The organism is Komagataeibacter xylinus NBRC 15237 (genome assembly GCF_001571345.1).
Taxonomy (GTDB): Bacteria; Pseudomonadota; Alphaproteobacteria; order Acetobacterales; family Acetobacteraceae; genus Komagataeibacter; species Komagataeibacter xylinus.
In genome coordinates this window covers 1-14,410 of record NZ_BCTP01000058.1, presented here as the reverse complement: position 1 = coordinate 14,410, position 14,410 = coordinate 1, and the positions used below count along the sequence as shown (strand labels likewise).

The window sequence follows — 14,410 nt, the reverse complement described above, 5'->3', positions numbered from 1 at the left end:
ATGACGAAAAGCCGCTCATGACAGAGCGGGAGCGGGAATGTCTCCTCTGGGTTGCCCAGGGCAAGGACACGACCGAGATCGGCGCCATCCTCTCAATAAGCGACAATACCACCAAATATCATCTGAAGAACGTGATGCATAAACTGGGCTGTCATAATCGCGTCCAGGCGGTTGTGCGGGCCATTCAGCTTGGGCTGATCTATCCCTGACGGACCATCTGAAACGTATTGTAGCACAGCATCGGGTAAGTAATGGCCTTACCATAGCCTCGGCTTATGTCGCCACGAAGGCGGGTAATGCGAAAGACACGGCATGGTGACGGACGTGGTCTGGCCCGGCTGGGTCCGGATCTCCTTGACGGTAATATCCTTGACGACAACCTTCTTGATGGTAACAGCCCTGTTTCCCATCTGTGTCACTGCATACCAGACGCCAGCAGGCAGGTTGGAGAAGGTAAAGTGTGCGCCCGCATCACATGTTACGTGCCGGATGAATGGCGCAACCTTGGCAGAATCCACCTCGGGTCCGGTCATTACATTATGACGGGCCATATGATCGACTACAGAATCAGACGCCGGACTTTGCGGCAGCAGTTGCACGTCCTCCCCGGCACAGGTCATGTTGTACTTCGGGCCAACAATTGCATAAAGAGACCCAAAATATGGGAAAAATACCGATCTTTAAAGTAAACGAAGGATGGCGAACCGAAGATGGTAGCCGTTCCTTCTTTTGTATACCATGACATATCCGACGCACTGGCGGGCGACCGCACATATTCAGGTTCTATACTACATACAGACAAAATAATTACATAAATTATCGATATATACTTTATTATTATTTTATAAATAGCCGTAAATAAATTTTATTATTTTTATATTGCAATAGAATTACGCCACGTCCACCATGAATTATACGTAACACTGCTGACATATCATATAAATTGGTATAAAATTGACAGATTTAATGAAAAATTACTCATTTATTATTCAAAATTATTATACAGAAATATATATCCCATTAATGCACAGCCCCCACTTTTCCAACTCCATGCAGGACTGAACCGGTTATGGGTCATGGCGGCAACACCATGCAACGGCGTTACGGCCTGGGGCATGCGTCGATTGCCAATCCATATTGACTGATGCGCGATCTGCCGCACAATCAGCACAACAGCCCTGGATGAACACGATGGCCTGCCGGGCAGGAGCATGAAAGGCATGATGGAGGCGCGCGCATGAAGGCTTTGATTCCATGCAGGATTCTTTTTTTCTGCGCCTGCACCCTTGCAGTCCCTTCCCTCGGGTTGCGGGATGCGCGGGCACAGGGCGTTGAGTCGCACGGGCCATCGGCTGAGCAGAAGGCCGAGATTGAACGGGCCGTGCATGAGGCCATGCAGCATGATATCCAGAGCGCTGCCGAGTACAGGCTCCCCAAGGATTTTTTTGCCCGCATGCTGCCTCTCATCCGGGCCATCCGGCAGGCACACCTCACGCCGCCCATGCAGACAAAAAACATACCGCTTGCCGTCACGATCCGCCGCACCGAGGCCATGCCGGAACTTCAGGCCATCCTGCAGGAACACGACATGTCGGCACGGGATTTTGTCATGAGCCTCACCACTTTTGAAATGACGACCACCATGAGCGACGCGCCCCCGGCAGACAGGAAAACCGCCCCAAAACTGAACCGCGATAACGTGCGGCTCATCCAGTCCCACCGCGCGCTGACGCAGGCACTTTTGCATGACATGGATGAGGATAGCGAGAAACTACAGTAACCCCCGCAACGGTCCGGTCCAATAATGCCGTAAAATACAAAAGTTTTTGGTGAAGCTTTTTTCAAAAAGCTTCGGAAGGCAACACCCGGAAACCTTTAGCCGTTTTAACGAAATTCCGCCCGGTATTTCGTCACAGCAGCCTGCGCGCAGGCTTCATCCTTCTCGCCACCCGGCGCGCCAGAGACACCAATGCCGCCAAGGGCTGCGTTATCCGCCACCCGCCGCAACGTCACCCCACCGGGCACGAACAGCACTTCGGGTATGGTGTTGAGCGCGCCGTTGGCAGGCCCCGTTACCTTGGCGGCAATCAGTTCGCTGGTGGTGTTCATGTTAAAGGCAAGCCCATAGGCAAAGGCGGTATAGGCCTTGCGATAGGAGACGGACAGCGATTGCAGCGGCACGCTATCCCCCTTGATGACGGCCTGCTGGTGCCCGCTCGTATCAACCACCGTGGCCGTGACGGAATAGCCCTGCGCAGCACAGGCCCTGACCGCCTCTTCCGCCAATCGGGCGGCAAGCTGCCAGTCAAGCTTGGGGGTCAGGACAACGTGGCTTTGCGCATGGGCCGCCGGGGCCAGCATGAGACAGGTCGCCACAAGCCCCCCACGCCCTGCATATCGGCACCATTGCATCATTGCGCATTCTCCCCTCACGCACGGGTAGCATGATGCAAAGCCGGACGGGTGGCCCGCAACCACAAAAGCAGCCGTACACGCAATGGTGCCTACCCCGTGCGGCGACCGGAGCAGGCAGGCGCCCTACAGGCTACAGGCCAAGCGTGCGTTTCAGCCCCGCGCAATATGCCTCCATGAACCGGCGCGACAGTTCGGCCTCGGGCACGAACATGTCGAACACATGGTACGCGCCCGGCACCACCATCACCTCGGTCGGCACGCCTGCTGCCATGAGGCGGCGGCTGTATTCCAGATCCTCGCACAGGAACAGATCCATCGACCCCACGCCAATAAAGGTGGGCGGCAGGCCGGTCAGGTCCTTTGCCCGCGCCGCAGCGGCATAGGCCGGGGTGCCGTCACCCCCTGCCGCAGCACCCAGATAGGCTTCCCACGCATATTTATTGGCCGAGCGGGTCCAGACAAACTCACCAAAATCAGGGGCCGGATCGACCTTTGTGGCCGTGCGGTCATCAAGCATAGGGTAGATGAGCAACTGGTAGGCCAGCTTGTACTCCTTGCGGTCACGCGCCATGAGCGACAGGGCCGCACTCAGGCCCCCGCCCGCGCTCTCGCCTGCCACGACCACCTTGTCACGGTTGATGCCAAGCTGTGCCGCGTTGTCATGCACCCATTTGAGGGCGGCATAGCAATCCTCGATCGCGGCGGGGTATTTCACCTCCGGCGCAAGGCGGTAATCGACCGATACGATCACAAAACCCATTTTGCTGGCCAGCACCTGGCATTTGGGGTCATCGACCTCGGGATGGCCCGATACCAGGCCGCCGCCGTGTATATAGACCATGGCCGGGGCATTGGCCCGCCGCGTGCGGGGGCGATAGATCAGCACGCGCACATCTGGCGCGCCAGCGGGGCCGGGGATGTATTCTTCCTGCACTTCCACATCAGGCAGGGGCTTGCCTTCGATCAGGCGCACCGATGTCATGAAGATTTCGCGCACTTCGGGCAGGGAGCGGCCGGACAGGCCATCGAAGGACGGCATCTTCTCCAGAATGGGCAAGAATTCGGGATTGACGACATTTTTGGGCATGGTGAAGGTCCTCTTTTATCACAGGCCACGCTTCGGGAGCGGCCTTGATGCAGGAACCCTCACGCACGACGGCGTGAGCAACCATGATCAGTATCAAACAATATTGACCACATATGAATATAAAATATAAAAATATAGGATTATTTTATCTATTATATTCTAAAATCGACTTATTTTTAATTAAATTGGATCATATAGAGATAATTAATATACACACGAACCATTCAGTTTTGAAACAATATTTAAAATCACCCTTATTCATACGTATCAGAATAGCCCTGAACTGATTTTCCACCATATGAATAAAGCCTCCGCATCAAATAGGTCACAGGACAAAAACGCCCTTGACCCGCCACACAGACGCGCGTTGTGGGGCAGGAACCCATCATCAAATATGTCAGCCCTGCTCCGAACCACCGCCCGCGCGGCGCGTTTCATGTCGATGCCGGGCTCTGTGCGGCTGCCTCATGCGGCAGTTGCCATACAAAAAGAACATAATAAGAACTAAATCCGCATATATTCATTATTTTATGCAATTTTAAAAAAATAAATCCCAAATGAATTTTTTATGCATATAACATATGCCTGTTTATAAATGGGAAAGGATAGCCATTGTCAGACATTACGGCTCTTGTTCTTGATTCTGGCCTCTTTGTTCTTCTTCCATGGGGGCTATGGCGGCTTCTGGGGCGGACAATACCGATTGTTGTCCTGCCCATCCTGCTTGGCATCATCCTGGCCGTCATGCATGCGCCCGTGCAGCGCCTTGGCATTCCCTCCGTCTATGGCGACAACCTTGGCTGGCTGGCCGTTCTGGTGCTGGCCTTTACCGCCGGGCTTGAAATGTGGCAGTCGCCCGATGCCCATGTCTCGGCCCACACCATCCCCGCCCCGCCGCTAGGCCGCCTGCTGGGCGGGGCGGGCGTGGCGCTGGGCGGCCCGTTCGTGGTCGGCTCGCTTCTGGTCTACTGTTTTTTCCTGCCGCTGCATGGCTGGCAGCCGCCGCATGTGGGGCCGGTGGTGGGCGCCATGGCCATCGGGCTGTGCATTGCGGTCAGCGCCCTGCCGGTGCTGATCGGCATCGTGCGCGAACTTGACCCCACCCAGCGCTCCATCGGGCAGCTTGCGCTCAAGCTGGCGGTAGTCGATGACGCAGCACTCTGGGTGGGGCTGGTGCTGCTGCAATTCGCGGCCCGCGGGCCTGCCGCCCTGCATGGCTGGACCGGGCTGGAGGCCGTCGCCGTCGCCCTGCTCGCTCTCCTGGCCTTTGCTGGCAACTGGGCCACGCGCAACATGCCCAACCCACCTGCTGCTGTCATCTGGCTGGCGGTGCCCATCTATCTGGCCGCGGGCTCATGGGCCAGCATGCAACTGGGGCTGCATGAACTGATCGGGGCCTATTTTGCCGGCGCGCTCATGCCACCGCGCTGGGTAGCGCGGCTGCCGGTGGAACAGGTGGGCACGTTCTCGCTCATCTGGCTTGCCCCCATGTTCTTTGGCCATAGCGGGCTGCACATCAATGGCGATGCGCTGACCTGGCCCTCGGTCGTGGCATCGCTGATGCTGGTGGTGATTTCCGTGCTGGCCAAGATGGCCTCGGTCTATGCCTTCCCGCCCGCGCCCGACCTGTCGCGGCGGCAGGCGCTGAGCGTGGGCGCGCTGCTGCAATGCAAGGGGCTGATGGAAATCGTGGCCGCCACCATCCTGCACGCCCAGGGCATGCTGTCGGACTTCGCGTTCGCCTCGCTCATGGTGCTGGCGGTCATTTCCACCGCGCTGACCGGCCCGCTCTTTCGCCTGTTCGCGCCACGCACCGGGGCGGGCGGGCAACTGCGCTAGGGAGAGCCGCCAGGTCATCCACCCGGCAGGGATGCCGGTCAGGCGAGCAGGGCCATCATCTCAAATACCATGAACAGCTCCCGCGCCAACGCGACATTTCCGGTCAGGCTCCAGTCACCTTACAGGCCGCCCGGCACGGGAATCATATCGGGCGCAGTCGTGGCGCAATACGGTGTTTTGAGGTCATAATGACCATCTTCCTCATGGCCAGAGGTCACGAGATATGTCGGGCGTTCACCGCGCAGTTGAAGGTCGGCTGACTGCGCCGGGTCACTCAGCCCGACAATGCCCGCATGGCGCGCCATGCATCGCGCTTTTCCGTCAGGGCAGCAAGCGCAGGATCCGGCATATTCCCGCCGCTGTCCTGTCCGTTCGCATGAAGGCTGCAATACAGAAACATGTTCCGGCCCCCGGTTTATTGCGGGGTGATGTCATCCAGCCGGTCCACGCGCCATAGGGTGGGGAACATCCGTATCCACAACCCGGTTATGACCAGCGTGCCAATGCCGCCCAGCGCCACGGCCTCGACCGGGCCGATCAGGGTGGCCAGCATGCCGCTCTCGAACTCGCCAAGCTGGTTGGATGACCCGATGAACAGCATGTTCACCGCCGAGACCCGCCCGCGCATGCTGTCGGGCGTGCGCAGTTGCACCAGGGCGCTGCGCACCACGACACTCACCACATCCGCCGCCCCCAGCACCGCCAGCGCAATGATGGATACCGCCATGGAGCGCGAGAAGGCGAACACCACCGTGGCCAGCCCGAATATGGCCACCGCCAGGAACATGCGCGCCCCGGCCCGGTGGTTGAGCGGTTTCCACACCATGATGATGGAACACGCCACCGCCCCGATGGCAGGCGCGCCGCGCAAAAGCCCCAGCCCGATCGGGCCTGCGTGCAGGATGTCACTGGCATAGACCGGCAGCATGGCGGTGGCGCCGCCAAGCAGCACGGCAAACAAGTCAAGCGATATGGCGCCCAGCATGTCGGGCCGCGCGCGCATGAAATGCGCCACCTCGACAAACGTGGCCAGCGAGAGCGGCACCCTTGGCCTTGGCGCAAACACCAGCCTGATGCACAGCGTGCTGATGCACGCGCAGGCAAACCCCAGCGCGCACACAAGGTAGCACACCCCCGCTCCTGCCCCGTAAAGCAGCCCGCCCACCGATGGCCCCGTCACCGCCGCCGCCTGGAACAGCGAGGAGGACACCGCCGCCGCGCGCGGAAACACATGGGCAGGCACCAGAGATGGCAGGAAGGTCTGCTGGCAGGGCATCTCGAACGCGCGGGCCGCGCCGAAGATCATCACCATGGCATAGATCATCCACGGCGTGGTCCAGCCGCCAAACGCGGCAATGGCCATGAACAGCGCCGAGAACGCCTCGATGGCCTGGCATGTGACCACGATCACGCGCCGGTTGAAATGATCCGCCGCATGGCCTGCGGGCAGCAGAAGCCCCGCCATGGGCAGGAACTGCGCCAGCCCCACCAGCGCCAGCGCCGTGGTGCTGTGGGTAAGCGCATAGATCTGCCACCCCACGGCCACGGCCTGCACGCAGGCCGAAAAGGAGGACGCCGTGCGGGCGGCAAGGAAAGCCAGAAGCCCCGGATGACGGTGCAGCGGCAGGGAGGGTGCGGCAGGCGCGGGGCCTTGCGCGCCGGGCGGAGCGGAAGCAGGAGGCATGATGGCTGTATCCTAACAGCAGCATTCGTGGATATCCTACGCTTTCCCCATTAAAAAAACGCATTCTCCCGTTTGCAAATCCGCCCCAACACGGGCAAAAGCGGTTGAATGACAGACCCTGTAGAGCATGCCACCGTGCCCGGCACACAAGGGGAAGCCCGTGACTGGCTCGATATCCGGGCCGGCACGGTTTTGGAGGCACGCCCCCTGCGTGAGATGCGACCGCACGCCTTCTGGCTCACGATCGATTTCGGGCCCCATATCGGGGTGCGGTCATCGGTGGTGCAGGTCAATCACCGCTATGTGCCGACCCGGCTGGTGGGCCGCCAGATCTGCGCGGTGATCAACGTGCCGCCCCGGCAGGTCGGCCCCTTCCGCAGTGAAGTGCTGACGCTGGGCATGCCCGACAGTAATGGAGAAGCCGTCCTGATCCGCCCGGATGGCCGTGTTCCCGATGGAGGAAAACTTTTCTGATGGCCAAGAGCTACGCAACCGTAACATGGGACCAGCTGCACCGCGATGCCCGCCAGCTAGCCAGCACGCTGATGAACCGTGGCCCCTTCAGGGGCATTGTGGCCATCACGCGCGGGGGCATGATCCCCGCCGCGATCATCGCCCGTGAACTCGACTGCCGCCTGATCGAGACCATCTCCGTCGTGACCTATGACGAGGAGAAGATGGGCGAGGCCAACGTGATCAAGAAAGCCGAGGCCGCCGGTGATGGCGAGGGCTTCGTGATCATTGATGACCTGGTGGATTCGGGCGTGACCGCCCAGCTCGTGCGCAAGCTGCTGCCCAAGGCGGTGTTTGCCTGCCTTTACGCCAAGCCCGCCGGCCGCCCCGTTACAGACCTGTTCGTGGTCGAGGTGCCGCAGGATACGTGGGTGCTCTTCCCGTGGGATACGGCGCCCCTGTTCATTCCGCCGCTGGCCAGCAAATCGGTCGAGAAGGCCTGATCCCTTCCCCACCCTGGCCATTACACGACGTGTTGTTCGCCGCACCTGCCCGCCCCGCTTGCCCGGGTCGGGCTGGCGCGGTATTTTTTTGCAAGAATGTGCTTGCCAGAACAGCCGTCGCCCCATAGTTTCCCGCTCGTGGTCGCGGGGCGTGGCGCAGCCTGGTAGCGCGCGTGTTTTGGGTACACGAGGCCCCCGGTTCGAGTCCGGGCGCCCCGACCATATCCTGGGAGTGACAATGCTCATGCGAGCCCGGATTTACAGGCAGTCAAAACCCGCCGGCCAGTCTGGCCAGGCAATAACCCATACATGGGTGCTGGATTACGGGCAGAACCGCCCCCGCCATGTCGACTCCCTCATGGGCTGGACCGGCAGCACCGACACGCCATCACAACTGCAACTCCAGTTTCCCGACCAGAACAGCGCCATTGCCTATGCCACCACGCAGGGCATCGCGTATGATATCGAGATCCCTGCCCCGCGCCACCGCAGGCCAAAGGCCTATGCCGATAATTTCCGGTATGACCGGATACAGAACTGGACGCATTAAGCGCGATCTGGCACAAAGGCAGCCTTGCGCCCTTAGCTCAGTTGGATAGAGCAACAGCCTTCTAAGCTGTGGGTCGCTGGTTCGAATCCAGCAGGGCGCGCCATTTTTCAATGACTTAGCAGCTAAAAAGTTTGCACGGTTTGCAGATGGTTTGCAGTGCACTATGGCTCATTGTGGTATCGACCTACCCCAGACGACCCCGCGTTGCAGCGATCGAGACCACTTTGCTGGTCTCCCGTTGCTGATGCTGTTCCCACAACTGCATACCCGCGACCGCGACCTCAGTGCGGCGCGGAAGATATGTGTCGATGATGCGCTGGCAGTAATCGATCCCATGTCCGCTGATGGAAGCGATCTGTGGCGTAGTCGCACCGGCTTCGGCCAGGCGCACAATGCCCGTTCGTCGCAGATCGCGGCGCTGCCGATGGTTTTCGGCAAGCTGCTCCCTCACCTCCTCTTTCGACAGCCCTTCCTGAAAAAGCTTTCTGGCCGCTGCCCTTCCCATTCTGGCCATGACCTGGTCCCATGCGCGGCTGAAATTGCGCCGCGCCCATTGCTTGCCCGTTGGGCTTGGTACCAGCAGCTTCGGGCTTGGCTTGCCGATGCGGGCGACAATTTTTCCCGACTGCGCCGCCGCTTCCTGATCGATCTGACGCAGGCGTTCGCGCAACAGGCCTGCCAGGCGTTCATGAACGGGCACGTCAAGCAGTGTGCCAGTCTTGGATTGTCGCAGGGCTATGAACAGACGTCCTTCCCTTTCGGAAATGCGGGACGCATCCATGGTCAGCACGTCGCCCGGTCTCTGAACGGTGTACAGAAGCAGCATATAAGCCAACTGGAGCGAGGGCCGCGCGCGGGCCATAAATTCATCCTCCATTTCGTAGCCCCATATCTGCACACGGCTGGCGATGTGCAGCCTGCCAAATCGTTCGGCAACATTTTCGGTCACGATCCCCTGCTCCTTGGCCCGAGCCAGAAGGATCTGCAGCAGGGACAGGATCTGGTTGGCCTTGCGCGGCGTGCCGCGCATGCGCTTTTTGATCGCCAGCACCTCCTGACGGGTGATGGCGCGGGCCGGGATGTCTCCCCAGTCCTCACGCATGCGGTCCAGGTAGCCGCGATAGAGCCTGCGGGTGCTCTCGCGCAACCTGCCCTGCGCGTCCTCATCACTCAGATAATCCACGATCAGCGCCGAGATCGAGCCTGGCACTATGCCTGCCTCGGTCAATGGATCCTGAAAGCTGAGGCGTTCAAGCGCCGCCTCACGGGTGTGACCAAGGAATTTTCTGGTCGCACGGTCGTAAAAATATTCAGTTACCGAACCGTCGCTGCGCTTCTTGCGCACGACGTTCAACCCGGTTCTGCGGGAGCGTGGCATTCATTCTCTCCACTAGAGATGGCGTCATGACCAGGCTTTCTGCAGAAACGGGGGCACTGGTTGCAGCCGGTGCCCCCACCCCGATTCCAGAGGCCTGATCGGCGTATAGGTCGAGCAAGTTGCGATCCCACGTCAACCTGCCGCCCCGGCCGCCGCGTGGACGTGCTGGTGGCCACCACCCCTGCTTTACTTCGTCATCAAAAGTAGACGTGCTGACCCCAAGATATCGCGCCGCCAGTTCTTTGGTCAGGTAACGGGGCCAGAATGGTAAGCTATCAGCCCCCGCCATTGTCCTCGCTCCCTTTTTCTACCCACGCCTGCACCCCACGCGCCCGGATCAACCTGACATCCCCTTCCCTGACCAGAGGCCCCCGGAAAACAATCCTGCTTGGGCCGCCTTCCTCGAGCACGATGCCGAGGTATTCACCCTGACCGTTGCCGTAGATCTCGACATCGTAGATCTCCCGGCCGAACTGGAGGCCCCGCAGGCACGGATGCGCCTGGTCATTAAGGGTATGAGGTTTCAGGCATTTGGATGCATAGGCCGCCGCGATCAGGACATTGGCGGCAGCCTGCCGGTAGGTCTGCCAGTTGGGCACTAACGTCCCGCCTTTGATTGTCATGACCATTGCATCGGGGCCACGCGGGTCGTTGTATGATTCACACAGCGCACGCGCGGCGGCTTCCACTACCGCGCTGGGAATGGTGGTCATGGGGCGACCTCTTTCAGCGATGTGATCACAGTCTTGACGGTGCACAGTTCGATGATGCCCAGAACAGTGTCCTGATCTACTTCAAGCGCCTCCCGAACCGATCCGATCGTTGCTCCAGACCGGATCATGTCGAGAGCCTGCTGACGTTGGGACTGAGTGAGGGCGCGCGCTTTCTTTTTCCATCCAGCTTTGATGGTTGCGGCTGTGATGCGCTTGAATTTTATGGGCTGAACGCGGCTCATCTTGCCTCTCCGATCCGACCAGTCTCCAGTTGGGGAACCATGCCATCGGTCGGCACATAGACCACGGTCTTGTTGGTCTGGTTGTCCAGCTTGCTGATCCAGAGCCACCGCAGGTATTCCGCGTTTTCCTTCAGGCTCTCGCCGATGATCTTGTTGGCCTTGGCCGTGCCTTCCGCGCGCAGGATCTCTGCATCACGCTCGGCCTGCGCGGTCTGGACCAGCACCTGCCGGTTCTGCGTGGCCTGCGCCAGTTCCGCCTCGCCCGTCATCTTGGCAGAATAGACATTGTAACGGGGGCAGCCATAGAGGCCTCCGCCCACGCACATGACCAGGACCGTGCCGAGGCCAACCACTGCACCAAATGCGCCGGCTTCGCTGCTCATGCCTTGCCTCCCGCTATCCGGGCACGGATGGTCGGCTTATTCGTTGTTCGCACATGCCGTATACAATCCTGCATAGCGTTGCCCCTGCGCCGGCACGCGGCATATTCCGGGTTGCTGAAATTGTCGTCGTGAGGGATGCCGAAACACGCCATCCCGGCCATGCAGGCTATCGGGATGAAGGCAATCCCGATGGCGGACGCGACCTCTATCTTCATCTCGGTCATGACTGTTCCTCTCCCAGCAGGTGCAGCTGCCGCGACACGGTCGCACGGTCGGCATGCTGCTGCCGGGCAAAGCGGAATGTGGATGACAGGCCGGTGCCGGGGGCATCCTCCAGGCACCAGCGTTCGTGGATGCGGATGGCGCTGGCGGCTGTCATCAGGATCAGGCGGCAAGGCTCGGGCCAGATGAGGTCGGGCGGCACTTCGTCGGATCTGATCTTGCCGGTGGCGAACAGCAGGTCACCACGTCCGTCCTCGCGCAGCTGCTCAACCACCACGCGGGTCCAGGTCGAGGAGACGCTGATGCGGACATCCTCGTCCGGGACGTGAGCGACCAGACGCTCCCATGCCTTGGGGCGGCGTGGAAGCAGATCGAGCGGGTTGATCTGCGGTGCTGCCGCAGGCGGCGCGGAGATACCTGCAAGGTAGTCGACAAGATCGAGCTGGCGGGTTTCCATCATGGCAGCGCCTCCAGCACGATCAGGACAAGGCCGCCCCACACCACGCAGCACAGCGCCGTACAGGCCATGACTTCCGGCACGGTGGGCAGATGATCGCGGATGCAGTCGACCTGGTGAGCGGGGATCTGAATCATGCCTCCTCTCCTACGCGGAAAGGTGCGCGGGGTGGCCCGGGTGCATGGAAGGGCACGGGCTGCCAGTCGGGCAGCTTGCCGACCAGCCATTCCCGAAGTTCACCCACCTTGGCGGGCGGTTTGCCGTGGCGGGTCGCAACCAGAAGAGAGAGGGCGCGCAACTGATCGCCCGACATCTCACCCAGTATTTCCGCCGTATCGAGGCGGGGCATGCTGTAGTCGGCATCCATAAGGGCGCCAATCCATTCAGCCCGGTCATAATGGCCGCTCGAATACGTAATGCCGTTGCGCTTGTGCTCAGGCGTGACATGAACCTCGCGCGCCAGAACCTCGCAGGCCAGTTGCACCAGTTGGGCCTCATGCGGGATGGTGATGTCCCCTTCCCGGTTCACGAGTTGTGCCACCACATCGGCCATGAGCCTGTGGCCTACAGTGACCTTGATCAGCAGCGCGGTCAGGACCGCATCGATGGTGGGCGGCTTTTCCTGATCGCGCAGGGCATCGTGCAGGGCGCGGGTGCGGATCTTGGCCAGCACTTCATGCCCGCGCCTGGTCAGCTTGATCGGGGGTTCGGTCATGACTGCACCCTCCCCGCCTGCGCCTTACGGTACAGGTCGGCCTCGATCTCGGGGCCTTCGGCCATGAACGGGGCCATGACGATGCGCTCAAGGTCCTCCAGTCGCGCATCGGCAATGCGGGCGGCGAAGCGGGCCGCGGTCAGGCTGCCCTGCTGGCGGTAGGTCTCGGCCGCCATGAAGTTGGTGCGGAACTGCTGGTGCATATTGATGGCCGCATCCTGATCCCTGCTGGCCAGCAGGCCGACAAGGTGGCCGGGCGGTATGGGCGTGAAGTTCTGCGTCATGCCACACCTTGCCCGGCGCTGGTGAGGTGGCGGGACGCATGGCGGCGGGCGATGCGGTTGAGTTCCGCTTCCTCGGCATCCATCTGCCGGTTGAGTTCGGCCGTGGCGGCACGCAGGGCGCGGCGTTCGGACATGAGCAGGGCGATGCCTGTGCCTTGGCGCGGCAAGGCGTTCAGAATGGCGCTTTCGGCCATCTGGCGGCGGGCGATTATGTCCTGCAGGCTATCGGGGCCACACTGGGCCGCACTAATACCGCAGGGAATGACTGTGATGATTGACATAACAAACCTTCATCGGGGTGGTATCGAATGTATGTTAGCAATTCCGACATTTAAGGCAAGGAGGAATGTCGGATTTGCCGACATCATGCCAGACATGTTGGGCTTCCCTTTGAGATTCAATTAGAACATAATATGAACATAATGAAAGGAATCGCCTATGCCGTCCACAGAGAGAATCATCTTCCAGCCCTACAAATGGGGAAGCCCAAAACGAGGCCGTACACAGCTTGAGCCAGGCACCCCGATCGTGTGCAGGTCAGTGGAGGAAGGCAGGCGCAGGGCCGACAAGGTGGCAGTCGGCGGCACATCCATAGACGGCGCAGTTCTGGTCCGCATGTTCGTAGATGAGGAAGCGGGTGACTATGGCGAACCGGAAATTCTTGTGAGTGTTGGGGATGTGCCTGATATAGAAGAATAAAAAACCGCCAATACGGCGGTCATGGTAAAAAATTTACTCAAAAATAAATGGTATTTGTCTTGTGCCAGGTTTGTGATCGATAACCTTATCGACGATATAATCTGTTTTGATTCCTGTATCTGTCCGTTTTTGTATGACATGTAGGTAGCAAATCAAAATATCTCCCTTGGAAAAAGAAACTTCATTTTCGTTAACTCGCCTAAGAAAATCAGCATCTTCGATTTTTGCGCTAATGGTTTGCTCTCCGTTAGAAAGACGCCATTTATTATCGTCTTTAAATGCAAGGGCCATAATAGAAAACGCAGCGCGTCTATGATCATCTACCAAAATTTCGTCCGGCATAGATGGTTTTGCAAAATATACAGATTCTTCCCTAGTAACAGTTTCAGTAGTTTTGCCGCCACTCCTTACCTCAAACACCTCGATCCCATCCATTTTCAGGGGCTCTTCAATGATTTTCTGCAAGGAATCTCTCACTGGCAAGCTCTGCAATAATTTCAGGCTCTCGACCGATATATCTACAGTTTCATCCCCATACTGAAGCCGAACCATTCCCTCTTTAAGAGGGGTGACTTTATCCGGAGATGTTCCCCGAAATTTTTTAATAAGATATATTACACCGTCCACAACGCTATTGCCAAAAAGCAGACTTTGCAGGTTTGCGGCAGCAGTTATCGTCGGTCCTGACAAGAATGCCACCATGTGACTGAAGAATGTCTGGACCACTTCGAAAGAAATCTGAAAGCTGCCGCTTTCCAAAGCGGTGACTTGCACCTTCGTCTTAGT

At 59.3% G+C, this 14,410-nt stretch carries 23 protein-coding genes and 2 tRNA genes; 9 read left to right on the top strand and 16 right to left on the bottom strand.

The features are described from left to right. Nucleotides 1–209 (top strand): response regulator transcription factor (locus GXY01S_RS14910; RefSeq protein WP_169797757.1); only part of this gene is annotated, 209 nt, incomplete at its 5' end. Between the two features lie 776 nt (nucleotides 210–985). Here GXY01S_RS14910 and GXY01S_RS18655 read toward each other — a convergent pair. Next, nucleotides 986–1,402, bottom strand: coding sequence for a hypothetical protein (locus GXY01S_RS18655; RefSeq protein ID WP_165165574.1), 417 nt, complete (start codon nucleotides 1,400–1,402; stop codon nucleotides 986–988). Nucleotides 1,403–1,453: 51 nt separating this feature from the next. Here GXY01S_RS18655 and GXY01S_RS14900 point away from each other — a divergent pair, with 51 nt between their 5' ends. Then, entirely contained in the window at nucleotides 1,454–1,780 is a 327-nt protein-coding gene (locus tag GXY01S_RS14900) for a hypothetical protein (RefSeq protein WP_242501340.1), read from the top strand. A 104-nt stretch (nucleotides 1,781–1,884) separates the two neighbouring features. Here GXY01S_RS14900 and GXY01S_RS14895 read toward each other — a convergent pair whose 3' ends face one another. Further along, complete coding sequence (locus tag GXY01S_RS14895; protein ID WP_242501383.1) at nucleotides 1,885–2,361, bottom strand: GlcG/HbpS family heme-binding protein; 477 nt, start codon at nucleotides 2,359–2,361, stop codon at nucleotides 1,885–1,887. A gap of 184 nt (nucleotides 2,362–2,545) precedes the next feature. Beyond that, nucleotides 2,546–3,502 (bottom strand): alpha/beta hydrolase, encoded by a 957-nt coding sequence (locus GXY01S_RS14890; protein ID WP_061276368.1) that lies wholly within the window; start codon nucleotides 3,500–3,502, stop codon nucleotides 2,546–2,548. A 612-nt stretch (nucleotides 3,503–4,114) separates the two neighbouring features. Between GXY01S_RS14890 and GXY01S_RS14885 the strand changes: the two genes are divergently transcribed. Beyond that, nucleotides 4,115–5,341: a cation:proton antiporter gene (locus GXY01S_RS14885; RefSeq protein WP_061276367.1), complete on the top strand. Its 1,227-nt coding sequence runs from the start codon at nucleotides 4,115–4,117 to the stop codon at nucleotides 5,339–5,341. Nucleotides 5,342–5,460: 119 nt separating this feature from the next. Here GXY01S_RS14885 and GXY01S_RS14880 read toward each other — a convergent pair whose 3' ends face one another. Both GXY01S_RS14880 and GXY01S_RS14875 read right to left on the bottom strand, forming a co-directional pair. Next, nucleotides 5,461–5,646, bottom strand: coding sequence for a hypothetical protein (locus GXY01S_RS14880; protein ID WP_061276364.1), 186 nt, complete (start codon nucleotides 5,644–5,646; stop codon nucleotides 5,461–5,463). A 110-nt stretch (nucleotides 5,647–5,756) separates the two neighbouring features. After that, nucleotides 5,757–7,025, bottom strand: coding sequence for an MFS transporter (locus GXY01S_RS14875; protein WP_061276362.1), 1,269 nt, complete (start codon nucleotides 7,023–7,025; stop codon nucleotides 5,757–5,759). 108 nt (nucleotides 7,026–7,133) lie between these two features. Here GXY01S_RS14875 and GXY01S_RS14870 point away from each other — a divergent pair, with 108 nt between their 5' ends. The 5 genes from GXY01S_RS14870 to GXY01S_RS14850 all read left to right on the top strand — a co-directional run bounded on the left by GXY01S_RS14870 (nucleotide 7,134) and on the right by GXY01S_RS14850 (nucleotide 8,634). Then, complete coding sequence (locus GXY01S_RS14870; RefSeq protein WP_061276360.1) at nucleotides 7,134–7,499, top strand: tRNA-binding protein; 366 nt, start codon at nucleotides 7,134–7,136, stop codon at nucleotides 7,497–7,499. Continuing rightward, the gene (gene gpt / locus GXY01S_RS14865) at nucleotides 7,499–7,981 is read left to right on the top strand and encodes a xanthine phosphoribosyltransferase (RefSeq protein ID WP_061276358.1); all 483 of its coding nucleotides are present in this window, start codon (nucleotides 7,499–7,501) and stop codon (nucleotides 7,979–7,981) included. The genes GXY01S_RS14870 and gpt overlap by 1 nt, the downstream gene beginning before the upstream one ends. A gap of 145 nt (nucleotides 7,982–8,126) precedes the next feature. Further along, a tRNA-Pro gene (locus GXY01S_RS14860) sits at nucleotides 8,127–8,203 on the top strand. 22 nt (nucleotides 8,204–8,225) lie between these two features. Beyond that, on the top strand, nucleotides 8,226–8,531 hold the full coding sequence (locus tag GXY01S_RS14855; RefSeq protein WP_061276374.1) for an ETC complex I subunit: 306 nt from the start codon (nucleotides 8,226–8,228) through the stop codon (nucleotides 8,529–8,531). Between the two features lie 26 nt (nucleotides 8,532–8,557). After that, a tRNA-Arg gene (locus GXY01S_RS14850) sits at nucleotides 8,558–8,634 on the top strand. An 81-nt stretch (nucleotides 8,635–8,715) separates the two neighbouring features. Here GXY01S_RS14850 and GXY01S_RS18705 read toward each other — a convergent pair. The 10 genes from GXY01S_RS18705 to GXY01S_RS14805 all read right to left on the bottom strand — a co-directional run bounded on the left by GXY01S_RS18705 (nucleotide 8,716) and on the right by GXY01S_RS14805 (nucleotide 13,206). Beyond that, nucleotides 8,716–9,909 carry a tyrosine-type recombinase/integrase gene (locus GXY01S_RS18705; protein ID WP_174520983.1) on the bottom strand — a complete coding sequence of 398 codons (1,194 nt, stop codon included), beginning with the start codon at nucleotides 9,907–9,909 and terminating at the stop codon, nucleotides 8,716–8,718. Nucleotides 9,910–10,184: 275 nt separating this feature from the next. Further along, complete coding sequence (locus GXY01S_RS14840) at nucleotides 10,185–10,622, bottom strand: hypothetical protein (protein ID WP_061276352.1); 438 nt, start codon at nucleotides 10,620–10,622, stop codon at nucleotides 10,185–10,187. Then, nucleotides 10,619–10,864: a hypothetical protein gene (locus tag GXY01S_RS14835; protein WP_061276350.1), complete on the bottom strand. Its 246-nt coding sequence runs from the start codon at nucleotides 10,862–10,864 to the stop codon at nucleotides 10,619–10,621. Before GXY01S_RS14835 ends, GXY01S_RS14840 begins: the two co-directional genes overlap by 4 nt. Then, nucleotides 10,861–11,247 carry an SPFH domain-containing protein gene (locus GXY01S_RS14830; protein WP_061276349.1) on the bottom strand — a complete coding sequence of 129 codons (387 nt, stop codon included), beginning with the start codon at nucleotides 11,245–11,247 and terminating at the stop codon, nucleotides 10,861–10,863. Before GXY01S_RS14830 ends, GXY01S_RS14835 begins: the two co-directional genes overlap by 4 nt. Next, on the bottom strand, nucleotides 11,244–11,471 hold the full coding sequence (locus tag GXY01S_RS14825; protein WP_061276347.1) for a hypothetical protein: 228 nt from the start codon (nucleotides 11,469–11,471) through the stop codon (nucleotides 11,244–11,246). Before GXY01S_RS14825 ends, GXY01S_RS14830 begins: the two co-directional genes overlap by 4 nt. Beyond that, nucleotides 11,468–11,929: a hypothetical protein gene (locus GXY01S_RS14820; RefSeq protein ID WP_255210460.1), complete on the bottom strand. Its 462-nt coding sequence runs from the start codon at nucleotides 11,927–11,929 to the stop codon at nucleotides 11,468–11,470. The genes GXY01S_RS14825 and GXY01S_RS14820 overlap by 4 nt, the downstream gene beginning before the upstream one ends. Further along, on the bottom strand, nucleotides 11,926–12,063 hold the full coding sequence (locus GXY01S_RS18650) for a hypothetical protein (RefSeq protein WP_169797756.1): 138 nt from the start codon (nucleotides 12,061–12,063) through the stop codon (nucleotides 11,926–11,928). The genes GXY01S_RS14820 and GXY01S_RS18650 overlap by 4 nt, the downstream gene beginning before the upstream one ends. Continuing rightward, nucleotides 12,060–12,641 (bottom strand): hypothetical protein, encoded by a 582-nt coding sequence (locus tag GXY01S_RS14815; RefSeq protein WP_061276344.1) that lies wholly within the window; start codon nucleotides 12,639–12,641, stop codon nucleotides 12,060–12,062. Before GXY01S_RS14815 ends, GXY01S_RS18650 begins: the two co-directional genes overlap by 4 nt. Next, nucleotides 12,638–12,925, bottom strand: a complete 288-nt coding sequence (locus GXY01S_RS14810) for a hypothetical protein (protein WP_061276342.1) — start codon at nucleotides 12,923–12,925, stop codon at nucleotides 12,638–12,640. Before GXY01S_RS14810 ends, GXY01S_RS14815 begins: the two co-directional genes overlap by 4 nt. Continuing rightward, nucleotides 12,922–13,206: a hypothetical protein gene (locus tag GXY01S_RS14805; protein WP_061276340.1), complete on the bottom strand. Its 285-nt coding sequence runs from the start codon at nucleotides 13,204–13,206 to the stop codon at nucleotides 12,922–12,924. Before GXY01S_RS14805 ends, GXY01S_RS14810 begins: the two co-directional genes overlap by 4 nt. A 157-nt stretch (nucleotides 13,207–13,363) precedes the next feature. Between GXY01S_RS14805 and GXY01S_RS14800 the strand changes: the two genes are divergently transcribed. Next, a complete protein-coding gene (locus tag GXY01S_RS14800) occupies nucleotides 13,364–13,624 on the top strand; it encodes a hypothetical protein (RefSeq protein ID WP_061276338.1) in 261 nt (86 codons plus the stop codon). Nucleotides 13,625–13,657: 33 nt separating this feature from the next. On the opposite strand, the gene GXY01S_RS18645 is transcribed toward GXY01S_RS14800, so the two are convergent. Beyond that, nucleotides 13,658–14,410, bottom strand: a 753-nt coding sequence (locus GXY01S_RS18645; RefSeq protein ID WP_061276336.1) for a hypothetical protein, incomplete at its 5' end; no start/stop codon positions are given.